The 15,947-nt window shown below is 68.8% G+C and carries 16 protein-coding genes; 11 read left to right on the top strand and 5 right to left on the bottom strand.

Going from position 1 to position 15,947, the window contains the following annotated elements; all coding sequences use genetic code 11:
- The first annotated feature begins 3 nt into the window (after window positions 1-3).
- Window positions 4-582, top strand: coding sequence for a GNAT family N-acetyltransferase (locus ACIA58_RS17350; RefSeq protein ID WP_396404654.1), 579 nt, complete (start codon window positions 4-6; stop codon window positions 580-582).
- Here the strand turns inward: ACIA58_RS17350 and ACIA58_RS17345 are convergent.
- On the bottom strand, window positions 571-1,209 hold the full coding sequence (locus tag ACIA58_RS17345) for a hypothetical protein (RefSeq protein WP_396404653.1): 639 nt from the start codon (window positions 1,207-1,209) through the stop codon (window positions 571-573). The genes ACIA58_RS17350 and ACIA58_RS17345 overlap by 12 nt on opposite strands.
- A gap of 356 nt (window positions 1,210-1,565) precedes the next feature.
- On the opposite strand from ACIA58_RS17345, the gene ACIA58_RS17340 reads away from it, so the two are divergent.
- Window positions 1,566-2,558, top strand: a complete 993-nt coding sequence (locus tag ACIA58_RS17340; protein ID WP_396404652.1) for an aldo/keto reductase — start codon at window positions 1,566-1,568, stop codon at window positions 2,556-2,558.
- Here ACIA58_RS17340 and ACIA58_RS17335 read toward each other — a convergent pair.
- Both ACIA58_RS17335 and pepN read right to left on the bottom strand, forming a co-directional pair.
- Window positions 2,555-3,085: a hypothetical protein gene (locus tag ACIA58_RS17335; RefSeq protein ID WP_396404651.1), complete on the bottom strand. Its 531-nt coding sequence runs from the start codon at window positions 3,083-3,085 to the stop codon at window positions 2,555-2,557. The two genes, ACIA58_RS17340 and ACIA58_RS17335, sit on opposite strands and share 4 nt — an antisense overlap.
- Window positions 3,086-3,164: 79 nt before the next feature.
- Window positions 3,165-5,738: an aminopeptidase N gene (gene pepN / locus ACIA58_RS17330; protein ID WP_396404650.1), complete on the bottom strand. Its 2,574-nt coding sequence runs from the start codon at window positions 5,736-5,738 to the stop codon at window positions 3,165-3,167.
- A gap of 123 nt (window positions 5,739-5,861) precedes the next feature.
- On the opposite strand from pepN, the gene ACIA58_RS17325 reads away from it, so the two are divergent.
- The 9 genes from ACIA58_RS17325 (at window position 5,862) to ACIA58_RS17285 (ending at window position 12,675) form a co-directional block, all read left to right on the top strand.
- Window positions 5,862-6,458 (top strand): DsbA family protein, encoded by a 597-nt coding sequence (locus tag ACIA58_RS17325; protein ID WP_396404649.1) that lies wholly within the window; start codon window positions 5,862-5,864, stop codon window positions 6,456-6,458.
- Window positions 6,459-6,539: 81 nt separating this feature from the next.
- On the top strand, window positions 6,540-7,304 hold the full coding sequence (locus tag ACIA58_RS17320; RefSeq protein ID WP_396404648.1) for a hypothetical protein: 765 nt from the start codon (window positions 6,540-6,542) through the stop codon (window positions 7,302-7,304).
- 16 nt (window positions 7,305-7,320) lie between these two features.
- Window positions 7,321-7,788 carry a ribose-5-phosphate isomerase gene (locus tag ACIA58_RS17315; RefSeq protein ID WP_396404647.1) on the top strand — a complete coding sequence of 156 codons (468 nt, stop codon included), beginning with the start codon at window positions 7,321-7,323 and terminating at the stop codon, window positions 7,786-7,788.
- A gap of 189 nt (window positions 7,789-7,977) precedes the next feature.
- Complete coding sequence (locus ACIA58_RS17310) at window positions 7,978-8,805, top strand: Fpg/Nei family DNA glycosylase (protein ID WP_396404646.1); 828 nt, start codon at window positions 7,978-7,980, stop codon at window positions 8,803-8,805.
- A gap of 63 nt (window positions 8,806-8,868) precedes the next feature.
- Window positions 8,869-9,963 carry a PP2C family protein-serine/threonine phosphatase gene (locus tag ACIA58_RS17305; RefSeq protein ID WP_396404645.1) on the top strand — a complete coding sequence of 365 codons (1,095 nt, stop codon included), beginning with the start codon at window positions 8,869-8,871 and terminating at the stop codon, window positions 9,961-9,963.
- Between the two features lie 36 nt (window positions 9,964-9,999).
- A complete protein-coding gene (locus ACIA58_RS17300; RefSeq protein ID WP_396404644.1) occupies window positions 10,000-10,461 on the top strand; it encodes a hypothetical protein in 462 nt (153 codons plus the stop codon).
- Window positions 10,462-10,512: 51 nt separating this feature from the next.
- Window positions 10,513-10,953, top strand: a complete 441-nt coding sequence (locus ACIA58_RS17295; protein ID WP_396404643.1) for a nitroreductase family deazaflavin-dependent oxidoreductase — start codon at window positions 10,513-10,515, stop codon at window positions 10,951-10,953.
- 162 nt (window positions 10,954-11,115) lie between these two features.
- Complete coding sequence (locus ACIA58_RS17290; protein ID WP_396404642.1) at window positions 11,116-11,838, top strand: CDP-alcohol phosphatidyltransferase family protein; 723 nt, start codon at window positions 11,116-11,118, stop codon at window positions 11,836-11,838.
- Window positions 11,839-12,675, top strand: a complete 837-nt coding sequence (locus ACIA58_RS17285; protein ID WP_396404641.1) for a hypothetical protein — start codon at window positions 11,839-11,841, stop codon at window positions 12,673-12,675.
- Between the two features lie 2 nt (window positions 12,676-12,677).
- On the opposite strand, the gene ACIA58_RS17280 is transcribed toward ACIA58_RS17285, so the two are convergent.
- Together ACIA58_RS17280 and ACIA58_RS17275 are read right to left on the bottom strand one after the other, a co-directional pair.
- The gene (locus tag ACIA58_RS17280) at window positions 12,678-13,829 is read right to left on the bottom strand and encodes an AAA family ATPase (RefSeq protein WP_396404640.1); all 1,152 of its coding nucleotides are present in this window, start codon (window positions 13,827-13,829) and stop codon (window positions 12,678-12,680) included.
- Between the two features lie 31 nt (window positions 13,830-13,860).
- On the bottom strand, window positions 13,861-15,873 hold the full coding sequence (locus ACIA58_RS17275; RefSeq protein WP_396404639.1) for an exo-alpha-sialidase: 2,013 nt from the start codon (window positions 15,871-15,873) through the stop codon (window positions 13,861-13,863).
- Window positions 15,874-15,947 lie beyond the last annotated feature (74 nt).

Here is a 15,947-nt window from a genome sequence, read left to right as displayed (position 1 = left end):
CAAGTGACCACGGCCCTGCAGCCCCATCGCATCGACCTGGGCGACGTCGTACTGCGTCCGTTCGTCGCATCCGACGAGGCTGCAGTGGCCGAGGCGCTGCGGGATCCGGGCATCCTTCGCTGGACCGCTGGTACGGCGGTCATTCGCGCACCAGCCGACCAGCGCGCCCGCAGGTGGCTGCAGCCGCGTATCGACGGCTGGACCCGCGGCAGCGCCATCTTCGCGATCACGGACGCCGACTCGGACCAGGTGCTCGGCAACGTGTCGCTCCGCGACGTCCACCGCGTCCCGGATCAGGCTGTCGCGGCGTACTGGGTCAGCCCGGTGGCCCGCGGACGCAGGCTCGGTGCGCGCGCACTTGATGCGGCTGCGCGCTGGGGCTTCACAGCCGACGGGCTCGGTCTGCACCGCATCTCGCTCGACCACTCGCTGATCAACGAGGGGTCGTGCCACGTTGCACTGCGGGCCGGTTTCCAGCTCGAGGGTGTGATGCGTGACTACTACGTCGAGCCGACCGGCAAGCGGCACGACTCGCACCTGCATGCCCGGCTGGCCACTGACGTGGTCCCCTCAGCCAGCTGATGCCGCCGGCTCGTAGGTCGGGCAGGCCGGACTCGGGTAGGCCGCCTGGGTGCGCGGATCCAGGCACAGATTGAGGACCTGCTGCGACGAGGAGCCCGGGCCGAGGTAGACGATCCAGGTGTTGATGACCGGCGTCATCGAGCTGCTGTTGGTGATGCCTGGGTACTGTCCGTTGACCAGCATCGCCTTCGCCGGGATCCCGGCCCGGGTGAGGGTGGCCGCGGTGTTCTTGGCACTCTGGTCGGCGGGCATGCCGACGTCGGTCGGGTACTTGTCGATCATGACGATCCACTGACCGCGCTTGAACTTCGGCGAGACCGGCCCGGTGTTGACCTGGGGCGTGGTCGTCTGGGCCTTGGTCTTCGGTGCCCCGGTCTTGGGCGCCGCTGACGACGCAGGCGGGTTGCGATCCGCCTTGGTGGCGCTCCCGCTCGCACTCGAGGTCGGAACAGCCGGCGCGGCGGCGCCGGCATCGGTGCCGGATCCCAGCCGCAGCCCGTCGGCCGGTGGGGCATCGGACGTCCCGCGGGTGAGGATGAACGCGAACACCGCGACCATCGCCGCCGCTGCCACGACCGCCGCGCCGATGGCGCTGTGCGAACGCTGTGCCTTCCGCGGCCGCGCCACCGGAGTACTCCGCGCGGCCGGCGCGGTCCGCCTGGCTGCTGTCCTCTGCTGTTTGCGCGCAACCCGAGCGGGCGGCTTCCGGTGATCGACGCGTGTCACGGCAAGGGCCCCTCCCCAAAGAAAACCCGGGATCGCCCCGTGGATGGGGCAGTCCGGTGCAGCTTAAACCGAACGAACGAATAAGTGAGCCTCTCTCAGGTGGGGAGAATCTCTTTCTCTGCAAGGGAATCGCGGACCGCGCACGACTCCTCACGATCCGCCGACGAACAATCGTTTGACCCTTACCGAACGGGGTCGGACGGTCCGGCAGTGCAATGTCTTGACCTAGACCGCACTCAAGCTGATTCGCTCCTGCTATGCGTTATCTGACCATCGGAAGTGACCCCGCGCGGCAGCGCCGGGTCAGCCAGATCGCCCTCGGGGCGATGCTCATGGGTACGGCGACCGACGAGGCCACGTCGTTCGCGATCCTGGACCGGTACGTCGAAGCGGGTGGGACGTTCGTCGACACGGCCAACAACTACGCCTTCTGGCTCACCGGCAGCCAGGGCGGCGAGAGCGAGCAGTTGCTCGGCCGCTGGCTGCGCAGCCGCGGGGTGGGGGACGAGCTCACCATCGCCACCAAAGTAGGCGGCCGGCCGCCGCGGCCTGCCAACGCGCTCAGCGAGGACCTGGAAGGTCTCTCGGCGCAGGTGGTCAAGGAGTCGCTGGCCCGCAGCCTGGACAACCTCGGCCGCGACCATGTCGACGTGTACTACGCCCACGTCCCGGATTCCGCCGTACCGCTGGAGGAGCAGGTCGAGACGTTCGGGAGGCTGGCTGCCGACGGGACGGTCGGTCTGGTCGGTCTGAGCAACCACTGGAGCTGGCAGATCGAGCGGGCCAGGACGCTGGCGGCTGCGGCTGGTCTACCGGGGTGTGAGGTGTTGCAGCATCACCACACGTACTTCCGGGCGAGGACCGACCAGGGCGGTCTTCGCTCGCGGGACGGCAGCATCGGCGTCACCGACGGGCAACTGCTGAGCTATCTGCGCGAAGAGCGTGACCTGCCCCTCGTGGCGTACTCACCGCTCCTCAGCGGCGGCTATGTCCGAGCCGACAAGCCCCTGGGCGAGTCCTACGACCACGCCGGCACCAGGGCCCGCAAGCTCGCCCTGGACGAGGTTGTCCAGCAGACCGGGGCCACAGCAAACCAGGTCGTCCTGTCGTGGCTGATGGACGCGGACATCCCGATCATCCCGTTGGTAGGCGCGTCATCGGTCGCCCAGCTTGACGAAACGTTGGCGGCGGCCGACCTCGAGCTCACCCCCGAGCAGCGCCACATCCTGGACGCAGCCGGCCAGAACTAGGTGCCGGACGGGATGCCGTCGTACCGGGCCTTCGGACGGGTGTCGAGGGCGTCCTCGAGCCAGGCGTCGACGTCCACATCGGCGGAGAGGATGTGGGTCACGTACGACGCGCGCTCGTGGCTGAGGACTTCCAGTTCCCACACGCACGGTGCGGCGCCGATGGGGGCCGGGCGGAGGTCGTCGACGTCCATACCGCTGAAGATGCTCAAGCGGGACTGGAAGTCCTTGGCCCAGCTCTGCACCACCAGGTAGATGCCGTCGTCGCCGAGGTGCAGTACGACGACGCCGAGGCCGACAGATCCCATCGCGTCGTCGAACTCGAGCTGCCGGGTGGCAGTGCCGCGAGCAACGTCGACCATGTGGTCGTCCCACTGCCGTCCGCGCGCGGTGACGATGTACGCCTTCACCAGACGGTTCGAGTACCGCCAGGGCATCAGGGGAGTGACAGGGCGGGGTCGGTACGCCTCTGCGAGTCCGGTCAGCGCAACAGCTGCCGCACCGGCCAAGGCGGGGTCGGAGGCGGGCACCGAACCAGTCTTACCGCACAGCGAGGTTCAAAGACAGCAGGGCCGGTCTCGGATGAGACCGGCCCTGTCGCAGTGCTGATCAGGCGACGATGTCCTTCGCCTGCGCGGCGATCGCGCGGGTCAGGTCCGCCTGCGCCTCGGTGACGTACCGAAGCGTCGGGGCGTCCACAGCAGACGACTCCGCGGCAAGCCAGCCGGTCAGGGCGTCCAGCGCGGCCTGGTCCGCCAGGTGCCGCGGGGACAGGTAGACGAGCACGTTCTCGCCCATCGACGAGCCGAGCCGCGTGTACACGTCCTTGGCTGCATTCAGGTACTTGTCGACGTACGGCCGGAGCAGGTCCTCCTGGCCGGGCTGCTGGAAGCCGAGGATGGTCCGGAACTGTGTCTCGTTCGGGGTGTCCTCGGACTCCACCGCGATCCGCCAGGCCTCTTCCTTCGCCTCGGCGGTCGGCCGGGCGGCGCGGGCCTGCGCAGCCCGCTCCTGACCGGTGATGGTGGTGTCGCGGGTGAGCTCGTCGTCGATCTCGTCCGCACCGATCCGGCCGAGCCGGGACAGTGCCACGATCAGCGTCCAGCGCAGATCGGTGTCAACGGCCAGGCGCTCCGGCAGGTCGCGGCCGTCCAGCCAGCCGGCGATCCGGTCCGCGCCGGCCGCCGAGAACACCGCCGAGCTGTAGGCCCGGACGAACGCCAGCTGGTGGTCGCTGCCCGGCTCCGCGTCGGCGACCAGACCGGCCAGCGCCTCCTCGAGCTGGGCCCGCAGGGCGGCCCGGTTCTGCGGGGCGGCGTACTGGTTGACGGCGCTGTTCGCCTGCGCGAGCAGGGAGCGGACACCGGTGAGGTCGGTCTCGGCGCGGATCCCGCGCAGGACGATGCCGACGTACTGGCTGGCCGGCATCTCGGCGTCCCGGGTCATGTCCCAGGCCGAACCCCAGGCGAGTGCCCTGGGCAACGACTCGGTCAGCTGGTCGATCGACTCGACCAGCGTGGCGCGGGAGCGCTCGTCGAGCCGGATCTTCGCGTACGTGAGGTCGTCGTCGTTCAGCAGCACCAGATCCGGCTGCGTGGCGCCGGTGAGCTCGGGCAGTTCGGTGCGGGAGCCGTCGATGTCCACCTCGAAGCGCTCGGTCCGGACCAGGCCCTCGTCGGTACGCCGGTACAGCCCGACCGCGAGGCGGTGCGGGCGCAGTACGGGGAACTTCTCGGTCGCGGTCTGCTCGATCGCGAACGACGTGAACGCGCCCTGGTCGTCGACGGCGAAGTCGGCGCGCAGCGTGTTCACACCCGCGGTCCGCAGCCACCGCTCGGTCCAGTCGTCCAGGTCGCGCCCGGACGCCTTCTCCAGCGGCTTGAGCAGGTCGGTCAGCTCGGTGTTCCCGAACGCGTGGTCGTGGAAGTACTCCTTCAGCGCGGTGACGAACGTCTCCTCGCCGACGAAGGCGACCAGCTGTCGCAGCGTCGAGGCGCCCTTGGCGTAGGTGATGCCGTCGAAGTTCACCTCGACCGCGTGGAAGTCGATCATGTCGGCCGCGATCGGGTGCGTCGACGGCAGCTGGTCCTGGCGGTACGCCCAGTTCTTCCGGGCGTTGCAGAACGTCGTCCACGCGTCGGAGTACTTCGTCGTCGCGACCACCTGGGCCCAGTGGCTGGCCCACTCGGCGAACGACTCGTTCAGCCACAGGTCGTCCCACCAGGTCATCGTGACCAGGTCGCCGAACCACATGTGTGCCAGCTCGTGCAGCACGGTGTTGGCGCGGGACTCCAGCTCCGCGTGTGTCGTACGGCTGCGGAACAGGTACTCGTCCCGCAGCGTCACGCAGCCGGCGTTCTCCATCGCGCCCATGTTGTACTCCGGCACGAAGGCCTGGTCGTACTTGTGGAACGGGTACGGCGTCCCGAACGCCTCCTCGAACAGCGCGAAGCCCTGCTTGGTCACCTCGAAGAGGTCGTCGACGTCCAGTGCGTCCTTCAGCGACGGACGGCACAGCAGCGCCAGCGGATACGACCCGTTCGGACCCTCGTAGACGTCGGTCACCACGTGGTACGGACCCGCGACGACCGCGGTGATGTACGTCGAGATCCGCTCCGTCGGCGGGAACTCCCAGCGGGCCAGCTCCTCGCCGTTCTCACCCTGGTACGCCGTGGGCTCGGGGGTCGGTGCGTTCGAGATGACCGCCCAGCGGGCCGGGGCGGAGACGGTGAAGGTGAACGGGGCCTTGAGGTCGGGCTGCTCGAAGGTGGTGAACACCCGGCGGGCGTCCGGCACCTCGAACTGCGTGTAGAGGTAGGTCTCCTTGTCGGCCGGGTCGACCGAGCGGTGCAGCCCTTCGCCGGTGCGGGAGTAGAGGCAGTCGGCGACCACGGTGAGCTCGTTGCGCTCCGCCAGCCCGTCGAGCTGGATGCGGGCGCCGTCGTACACCACGTCCGGATCGAGGGCGACGCCGTTCAGCGTCACCGAGCGGACCTTGTCCGCGATCAGGTCGGCGAAGGTGTTCGCGCCGGCCGAGGCGGTGAACGTGACGGTGGTCACCGACGGGAACGTGGGAGCGCCGCTCGGGGCGCCGGTCAGGTCGAGCTCGATCGCGTAGGTCACGTCACTGACCACGCCCGCACGGGAACGCGCCTCGTCGCGCGTCAGGTTGGTTCCAGGCATGTCGGCATCCTATGCACCTGGATCTCGCCGTGGCTGAGGGTTTCCCCCCGACATTGGGTATTGGATACCAAGACGGTACCTACGCCCGGCCCTCGGGTTCTTCAACTTTGTATGATGGTGAATATGACTGCCTCCGCAGATTTCTGGTTCGACCCGGCCTGTCCCTGGGCCTGGATGACGTCCCGCTGGATGCTCGAGGTCGAGCAGGTCCGGGACGTGAAGACGACGTGGCACGTGATGAGCCTCGCCGTCCTGAACGAGGACCGTCGTGAGCACGACGCCGACTGGCTGCGGTTGCTCGGACGCGTCCGGGTGCTGATCGCCGCCGAGCAGGCGCACGGCAACGAGGTCCTGCTGCCGCTCTACACGGCGCTGGGCCGCCGGATCCACAACGAGGGCCGTGGCGGCAAGGACGACGCGGTACTGGCCGAGGCGCTCGAGGAGGTCGGCCTGCCCGCGTCGCTGCTGGAGGCGGCCGGCAGCGACAAGTACGACGACGCGCTGACGAAGTCGCACCACGCCGGGATGGACCTGGTCGGCATGGATGTCGGTACGCCAGTCATCGCGGTCGAGGGCACCGCGTTCTTCGGCCCGGTGGTCACGCCGGCGCCCAAGGGCGAGGCGGCCGGCAAGCTCTGGGACGGCGTGCGCCTCGTCGCCGGCACCGAGGGCTTCTTCGAGATCAAGCGCACCCGCGACCGCGGCCCGGTCTTCGACTGACGATTCAGGGGTTGTCATCGGGGCCCCCTGGCGGTGAAAGTTGCTCACCAAGGAATTCGTCAAGTGGTGAGTAGGTTCCCGATGACCGCAGTACCCCCAGATGTGACCGCCGGTATCGCGGTGTTCGACCGCCAGACCGGGGAGTTCGTCCAGCAGTCGAACGCCGATCACCAGTTCCGGTCGGCGTCCGTGGTGAAGCTGCTGATCGTGCTCGACTTCCTGTGGGACCGCGGCCCGCAGTACGACGTACCGCCGGCGGACCAGGCCCGGCTCGAGGTCATGCTGCGCAGCAGCGACGACGACGCGGCCAGCTACTACTGGGATGAGCTGGGCGGCGCGCAGATCGTGGAGCGGATGGTGGAGCGGCTCGGCCTGACCCACACGGCCGGACCGCCCGCCACCCACCCGGGCTTCTGGGGGTACGTCGCGATCACAGCCGCCGACACGGTCCGGATCTATCGATACATCCTGGATCGCGCCCCACAGCCGGTCCGGGCGTACGTGATGGACCTGCTGCACCGGCCGACCCGCTACGGCACCGACGGCTTCGACCAGTACTTCGGCATCGCCTCCGTGTTCGACCCGGACTTCAGCCTCAAGCAGGGCTGGTCCGGGTTCCAGGGGTCGAGCGGCTACCGGTCGGACCGCGCGAAGCCGCAGTCCGTCCTCGACCTGGTCAGCGAGGCGCTCCACACCACCGGGACGGTCGGTGTGGACGACCGGATCATCGTCTCGGTCTTCACGCTGCATCCGAGCGGAACGCCGTACGAGCAGGCCTACGCCGCGGTGACCCGGCTGACCGCAGGGCTGACAGTGCCGGGCGGCGTACGCGCAGAGGCAGGCTGACAGTAGATTGCAGGCCATGCGAGTGCACATCGGCTGCGACCATGCCGGATTCGAGCTGAAGAACCACCTGGTGCAGCACCTGACTGCTGCCGGGCACGACGTCGTGGACCACGGTCCGGCGGCGTACGACGCCGTGGACGACTACCCGCCGTTCTGCCTGCGGACCGGTGTGGCGGTGGTCGACGATCCGGGCAGTCTGGGCGTCGTGATCGGTGGCTCGGGCAACGGTGAGCAGATCGCCGCGAACAAGGTGAAGGGGGTCCGGGCGGTGCTGGCCTGGAGCACCGACACCGCACGCCTGGGCCGCGAGCACAACAACGCCAACGTGGTCAGCGTCGGCGCGCGGATGCACTCGGCCGACGAGGCCGCCGGGTTCGTCGACACGTTCCTGGCGACCGAGTACTCCGGCGAGAAGCGGCACACCCGCCGCATCGACATGCTGTCGGACTACGAGGCGACCGGTGAGCTCCCGCCCTTGCCCTGACCGTCCTGACCGCCCTGACCGTCCTCCTCGGACTTTTGCCGGACCGGCCGGCGTTCTACTTCTCGACGCGGCCGGGACACGTCCCGAGCCCGCATCGACCGGCCGGTGCCGACCACGGCCGGAGTGGGCGGCGCGGTCCGCCCGCCTCTGGCCGCACTGGAACCACCTGTCGTCCCCATGTGAGGAATCATGCCTGAAGGTCACACCCTGCACCGCCTGGCGAACGACGTCTGGGACGCGTTCGGCGGACGCCTGGTCCAGGCGTCCAGCCCGCAGGGCCGGTTCGTCGACGGCGCCGCACTGCTCAACGGCCACGTGCTGCGGCAGACGGAGGCCCACGGCAAGCACTTCCTCGCCGACTTCGAGGGCGCCGGCTGGCTGCACATCCACCTCGGCCTGATCGGCAAGATGGACATCCGCCCGGCCCCGGTACCCGAGCCGGTCGGTCAGGTGCGGCTCCGGCTCCAGAGCGCGACGTCGTACGCCGATCTGCGCGGCGCGACCGTGTGCGAGGTCATCACCGGCGAGGAGCGCGACACGCTGCTCGGCCGGCTCGGACCGGACCCGCTGCGCGACGACGCCGACCCGGACCTCGCGTGGAAGCGGATCCATCGCAGCAAGCTGCCGATCGGGCAGCTGCTGATGAACCAGGACGTGTTGAGTGGGGTCGGCAACGTCTACCGCGCCGAGGTGCTGTTCCGGGCCAAGCTGAACCCGATGACGCCGGGCAACGCAGTCAAGAAGCGAGAGTGGCAGGGCATGTGGGACGACCTGCTCGAGCTGATGAAGTACGGCGTCGAAACCGGCCGGATCGATACGGTTGCCGACGACCACACACCGGAGGCGATGGGCCGTGACCCACGCAAGGACGATCATGGTGGCGAGGTCTATGTCTACCGGCGGCAGGGGCAGCACTGCTTCGTCTGCCAGTCGGTGATCCGGACCAAGATCCTGGCCGGCCGCAACTTGTTCTGGTGCCCCAAATGTCAACGGACCGGACTCACTCGCAAGAGCTGAAACCCATCAGTTGTGTTTCGAATTGATGCGCGGACCGATCGGTGCCGTTATCTTCTTCACACCATGAAGAAGAACGGCGGTCCAGCGCTGGCACGACGCATCGGCCGCCGGGTCGAAGCGCTGGGTCGTCGTGCCCGCCGGTCGCACCGGCTGGCGTTCGCCGCCCTGATGCTGATGCAGCTGGTGATCTCGATCGCGAGCCTGATCTGGATGACCTTCGTGCCGGCCTCGTTGCTGATCGTCCCGCTGGTGGTCGGCGGCGTCCTGCTCCGGTTCGGCGAGCTGGTGGCGCTGACCGGGATCACGGCCACGTTCGGCTCGTACGTCGTGCTGTCCCGCGGGATGACGCTGCCCCGGATCGGCTTCGTGCTGGTGCTGGTGATCGTCGGCTGGATCATGATCACCAGCGCCAAGGTGCGCAGCCGGCTCGGCGTGGCCGGCACCCGGAGCGAGTCGATGCTGATGGAACTGCGGGACACGCTCACCGCGCAGGGGGAGATGCCGCCGTTGCCGCCCGGCTGGCGGGTCGAGAGTGCGATCCAGTCCGCCGGCGGGTCGACGTTCTCCGGCGACTTCGTGGTGTCGACGATGCACGACGACTTCCTCGAGGTGGCGCTGGTCGATGTCTCGGGCAAGGGAATCGATGCCGGCACGCGGGCGCTGCTGCTGTCCGGTGCCTTCGGCGGACTGCTCGGCGTCGTACCCGAGCAGGAGTTCCTGCCGTCGGCGAACCAGTACATCCGCCGGCAGGACTGGGACGACGACTTCGCGACCGTGGTCCACGTCGTGCTCGACCTGCGCACGGGGGACTTCGACGTACGTACGGCCGGGCATCCGCCGGCGATCCAGTTCGACGCGTGGTCGGGGCGGTGGCAGACGCGGGACGCCGACGGGCCGTTGCTCGGGTTGATGGAGGCGCCGGAGTTCAAGGCGAACCACGGGCAGCTGCGGCCCGGTGACGCGCTGTTCCTCTACAGCGACGGCATGGTCGAGACGCCACGGCGGGACATCGGCCGCGGTACGGACCGCCTGACCGGACACGCCGAACGCCTTGTGGCACAGGGGTTCGTGGGTGGCGCGGCCGTCCTGGTCGCAAGCGCCGGCGGCCCGGGCGACGACTCGGCCATCGTCATCATCCACCGTCTGCCACACAGCTGAGGCCCTCGGCCCGGTGATGGCGTAGCCTGCTCCGTCGTGACGATCGATGGGCTGGGCGACACCTTCGGCTCGGGCGCGGACCGGGTTGCGCCCGACGTGTCGTTCGACGAGTTGGTCGCGATGATGCCGGAGACGTTGCGGGAGGTGTTCCCGCCGTACCACTGGCAGCTGGCGAAGCTGTGGGAGCTGGACCTGAAGGTCGAGCCGGTCGAGATCGCCGACCTGGTCTGGATGTTCGACCTGCCGCTGTGGCAGCTGGACGGCGAGCGGTTCCGGGTCACGCCGCACCAGGTCGCGGAGACCCCGATGAACTTCCGCGCCCACTACCAGCGGGTGATGGACGCGGACCTCGACTTCCCGATCAACCTGGTCGCCTACCGCGGCCGCCTGGTCGTCCTCGACGGCGTCCACCGCCTGGCCAAGGCGCACTTCCTCCGCCGCCGCTGGATCGAAGCCACCATCGCCACCGCGACCCAGTTGCAGTCCTGCGCGGTCTGACGCGACACCCGCCGGTTGGTGTTGGTGACGTGTCACCCTACGATTGGTGACATGACATCGAGCAATGACGACTATGCGCCGAGCCCGACCGGCTGGGTCCGGGACCAGGTAGAGAAGGTCACGGCCGCGGGCACCACCGCCGCCGTCGACATCAAGGGGATGCGGGTGGTGCTGCTGACCATGCGCGGCGCCAAGTCCGGCAAGATCCGGAAGGTCCCGCTGATGCGGGTCGAGCACGACGGCGTGTACGCCGCGGTCGCATCCCTCGGCGGCGCCCCCAAGCACCCGGTCTGGTACTACAACCTGAAGGCCGAGCCGAAGCTCACGCTGCAGGACGGCGAGACGACCAACGAGTACGTCGCCCGCGAGATCGAGGGCGACGAGTACGAGCAGTGGTGGGAGCGCGCCGTCGCCGCCTACCCGCCGTACGCGGAGTACCAGACCAAGACCACCCGGAAGATCCCGCTCTTCCTGCTGGACCCGGTCAAGTAGGCGACCTACTAAGTCCTTGCAAAGATCCGGCGTGGGATGACGGGCGGTGACCGTCGCCGGACCAGGCCTGTGAGACGCTGGCGAAGGCCGGGTTCATCTCGATCCGGCCCGGCGCGCTGCGTCGCTTGAGTTCTGGGAGTCGTCCTGACCACACACGACGCGGTGCAGGAACCGTTCGTCGGGTCGACGCGGTTGCGTCTGGCCGGACTTGCACTGCATGCCTATACCGCGAGCGGAACGGTGCTCGCGTTGCTGATCGTGATCGCCGCCATCGACGGCGACGCGGTCCGCGCCCTCTGGCTCGGGCTGGCGACCCTCGTGATCGACGGCACGGACGGGATGCTCGCGCGCCGGCTGCGGGTGAAGGAAACGATCCCGTGGTTCGACGGCGCGATGCTCGACAACATCGTCGACTACCTCACGTATGCGTTCGCCCCGATCGTGCTGCTGTGGACCGGCGGCTACCTGCCGTCCGGCACCTGGGGCGCGATCCTCGGCGCGCTGCCGCTGCTTGCTTCCAGCTACCAGTTCTGCAGAGTCGACGCGAAGACCGAGGACCACTTCTTCCTCGGGTTCCCCAGCTACTGGAACGTGGTCGCCTTCTACGTCGTGGTCCTCGGGCTCAGCCCGGTCTCCACCGGCATCATCCTGGTCGTGTGCTCGATCCTCGTCTTCATCCCGGTGAAGTACGTGTACCCGTCGCGGACCAAGGCGTTCCGCTCGCTGAACCTGCTGACGACCGCGGTCTGGCTCGCGGCGTACGCCGTCCTGCTGGCCCAGATGCCGAACCCGAACCCGATCGTGGTCGGGGTCTCGCTGTCGTACCTGGTCTATTACGGGGTCCTGAGCCTTTACCTGACCTGGCGCCGTAGGGCTGTCGCGTAGATGGTTCTCGGTCTTGGCGCGGCTCTGGGGGCCGCGGTGCTTTTCGGTGTCGGCGCGATCCTGCAGGCGGTCGGTTCGCGGAAGGTGCCGACGGAGTCGGAGCTGGATCCGCGGCGGCTCGGCGGGTTCGTGGTCGCGCTGCTCAGGCAGCCCGCGTTCCTCGGCGCGCTGGCGCTCAACCTGGCCGGCTTCGGCCTGCACTTCGTCGCGCTGCGCCTGCTGCCGTTGTACCTTGCGCAGGCCGGCATCGCGGTCAGCCTGGTCGTCACCGCACTGCTCGCGACCCGGCTGATGTCGGATCAACTCAGCGCGCTCGAGTGGTCGGCGGTGGCTGGGGTCGTCGTGGGTCTCGGCCTGCTCGCAGTCTCGGCCGGAGACGCCGGCGCGGCCGCCCAGCATCACGGCCTCACGATCGGCATCATCGTCGGGCTCATCACGATCGCCGTACTGGGCGCCATCGCCAGCCGCTCGCAGCACGGCGTCTCCACCGCCCTGCTCGGGATGCTGGCCGGTCTCGGGTACGCCGGGGTCGCTGTGTCCGCGCGTCTCCTCCAGGACGGCTCGATCAGCGAGCTGTTTCACAGCCCGACGCTGTACACGCTCCCGATCAGTGGAGCGCTTGCGTTCATCCTCTACTCGCTCGCCCTGCAGCGCGGTTCGGTGACGCTGGCAACCACGCCGATGATCGCCCTGCAAACCATCACGCCGGCCGCGGTAGGCGTCTTCGTCCTCGACGACGCCGTTCGCTCCGGCTGGTGGCCCGCCGCGATCATCGGCTTCGCCCTCTCCGCGGCCGGATCGGTCATCCTGGTCCGCTTCGAGTCGGTCAAGCACTGAGCTCAGCGCGACGGCCATTTCCAGGGCGGCTCGTCGAGAGGGCCCTGGCCGTCGATGGTCGTCGCGCCGTGGTCCTTGACCAGCTCGATGGTCTGGAGCTCGGGGGAGAGGGCCTGCAGTGCGGAGATGAACGGGCGCGAGTGGGTGACCACGATGACCTGCGCGTCCTTCGCCGCGGTGACCACGAGGTTTGCCAGGGCGGGTAGCAGGTCGGGGTGGAGGCTGGTCTCGGGCTCGTTGAGGACCAGGAGCTCCGGGGGCCTCGGGGTGAGTAGGGCGGCGACCCAGAGGAGGTATCTGAGCGTGCCGTCGGATAGCTCGGCGCCGGAGAGCGGCCGGAGCAGCCCGTGCTGGCGGAAGGCGATCTCGAAGCGGCCGGCCGTGTTGACGACGTCGACCCAGCTGCCGGGAAAGCCCAGCTCGATGGCCTGGTCGAGCGCGCCGTTGGGGCCGAGCTCGCGGATGGTCTGCAGGGCGGCTGCGACGTCCGAGCCGTCCTGGGAGAGTACGGCGGTCCGCGTCCCGATCTGCACTCGCCGGGCAGGTGCGTCGGCGTCGGTGCGGAAATGATCGTAGAACCGCCACCCCCGGAGTCGGTCCCGCACCAGCATCAGCTCCGGCGCGCGCTCAGGGTCCGCGAACTCGCTCAGCATGCTGTCGAACGTCTGGAGCGGATGACCCGCGCGCTCCCACTCCCCACCGGCCGATCGGATCCGGGCCTCGCGATTGCTGCGGTCGACCAGGAGCGCCGCCGGGCGAAGGAACGGCCCCGCCCACAACGCCTCCCGCTTGATCTCCGGATCCAGGTCGAACTGCGAGCCGTTGGGCACCGGCAGCCCGAGGTCCATCAGATAGCCGTAGTCGTCGCCCGCGAACCCCATCCGCAACGTCACCGGGCCGGTCCGGACAGTGCCCTGGACCGGCCGGTTCTTGCGGACGTGCTCCGGCCCGGCCCACAGCGTCGACTGTAGTCCGCCTTCGCGTGCCAGGGCGGCGATGGCGCCGTTGCGCGAGGCGTCGGCAAGCAACCGGAGCGCCCGGTACAGACTGGACTTGCCTGTCCCGTTCGCTCCGGTCACCACGTTCAGCCCGCCGAGCGGCAGGACGATCCGCCGCAGGGATCGGTAGTTCTCCACCGCCAGCGTCGTCAACATGCGCCCAACGTACCGACGTCCCCGGACAGTTCTACGGCACGCGGCGCCAGCGGACGGCGTCGGCGATGACGTAGCCGTCGGCGTTGTCGCTCAGTTCTACGTAGCCGTCCAGGCCGGCGTTGAAGGTGAAGGTGCCGAGTGACACCCATTCCCCGGTGCGTGGATCGGGTACGCCGCGAACACGCTGGTTGACCGGCACCGCGGTCGTCCCGTCGGCGTGGTGTACGACGTACGGCGCGTTGGATGCGCGGTTCGGATCGGCGGCGTACGAAGTGAGGACCTCGTAGCGACCCGTGCCGGGGATCGCGGGGCGGAACCGAGCCAGGTTGGCGCCGGTGCCCTTCGCGTGCGTCAGGTAGTTGAAGCCGTAGTACCCGAGGACGCTGCGCCCGCTGGCCCACGTTCCGACGGTCTCGAAGCCCAGCCCGCCGTTGTCGACGGTGACCTCCTCGCGGACGTCGGGTGTCGCGGCCGCCTTGACCAGCGCGAGTTGCTCGAGTGCGACCGCCGTACCGCCGCCTCGGCCGGCCCCTGCCAACGTGAAGCGGATGGAATGCCGACCAGGGGTCAGACGACGCCGGTCCAGCAGTACCATGTCGTACCCCTCGCCGCGGAACGACGTCAGGTCGAGGGCACTGACCCGCGGCGTGGTCCCGTCGACAGTCACCGTGACCAGTCCGCCGTCAGCCGAGCGGTAGTAACGCAGCCAGAGCTCGTACGTGTCGTCGCGGTCCACGTGGATCGCTTGGTCGACGTACGCGCCCGTACCGGACGCTGGGAGCCGCGGGTAGTTCATCGGGTACGACGTCGTGGAGAGCCCCGGCCCGGTGGCCAGGCTGTCCCGTCCCTGGGTCAGCCACTCCAGATTGAAGCGTGCGACCGCCACGCGGCGCGGACTGCTGTCGATGTCGCCGTCGCACCCGTACAGCAGCACGATCGTGCCGTCGGACAGGCGGGTGAGGTCGGAGTAGTACCCGCGGAGCTGGCTGATCGATCGGCCGTAGCGGAACGACTTGCCCTCGTCGTAGCTCACCGACACCGTCATGTTCCACCGCATCGGTGCGTCCGGCCGGCTGAGCAGGACGCGGTTCGCGTCGTGCCCGTCCGTGTACCTGAGGAAGCCCATGTCGCAGCCGTTGAACAGGCCGGCGCTGAAGTCCATCGCCGCACGCGACCAGCTCAGACCGTCGTCGGTGCTGATCGGGAAGTCACGCGGCCAGTCGTTGCCGGAGCCCGGCCGGCTGTTCATCACGATGGACCCGTCCGCGCGCTGAAGCAGTCTGGCTTCACCAACCGTCGGCAGCCCGGTCCCGAGCGGTACTTCGCCGCCGGCCTTCCAGGTGCGACCGTGGTCGTCGCTGTAGACAGTGGAGGCGCCGTAGTTACGGTCTGCCGTCGGTACGCCGGTGATGATCGTCCGGTGGGACACGGTGAGCAGCAAGCGGCCGGACTTCAACTGGATGCCGTGCCCAGGTCCAGGACCGTGCATCTGCCAGTTGAACGGGAAGCTGTCGAACAGACCGTCCAAACTGTGCCGTTCGCCCCAGGTTGCGCCGTTGTCCCTGCTGGAGCGGTAGTGCACGATGCCGGTGTCGGAGGAGCAACTGGTGTTCTCCGGCAGCCGCGCGCACAGGTTGTAGAACAGGAACACCTCACCCGTGTGGCCGTCGGCAACGAATGTCGGGTTGGACCAGCTCTCGCCGTTGACCGACGCCTCGACCGTCTGCGTAGGCAGCCACGTCTGTCCGCGGTCCGTACTGCGCCGGACGAGTAGATCGTGCGGTCCGGCGTCGCACACCTCGTGCCGGCCCTCGCAGCAGGCGATGAGGGTATCGTTGCGCGTCGCGATCAGCCCGTAGACGAAGTAGCTGGCCAGCGGGTCGACGGTGTTGTCCCACAACGTCGTCTCGGCGAAGAACGGCGCCGCCGGCTGCCGGTGTCCACCACCACCTTGCGGTCCGGCAGCGTGGGCCGCGGCCGGCAACGCGGCGGCCGCCGCCCCGGCCGCGATCCCGAGATTCAACGTACGACGACTGATCGGCATGCCACTCTCCTCACGACGGAAGGTGGCAGGACCGTACTCGCTCGGTTCGCGGAGGCGCTAGACGCTAATAGGTA

Source organism: Kribbella sp. NPDC051586 (genome assembly GCF_044453965.1).
GTDB lineage: Bacteria > Actinomycetota > Actinomycetes > Propionibacteriales > Kribbellaceae > Kribbella.
This window is presented reverse-complemented; position numbering and strand designations above follow the sequence as displayed.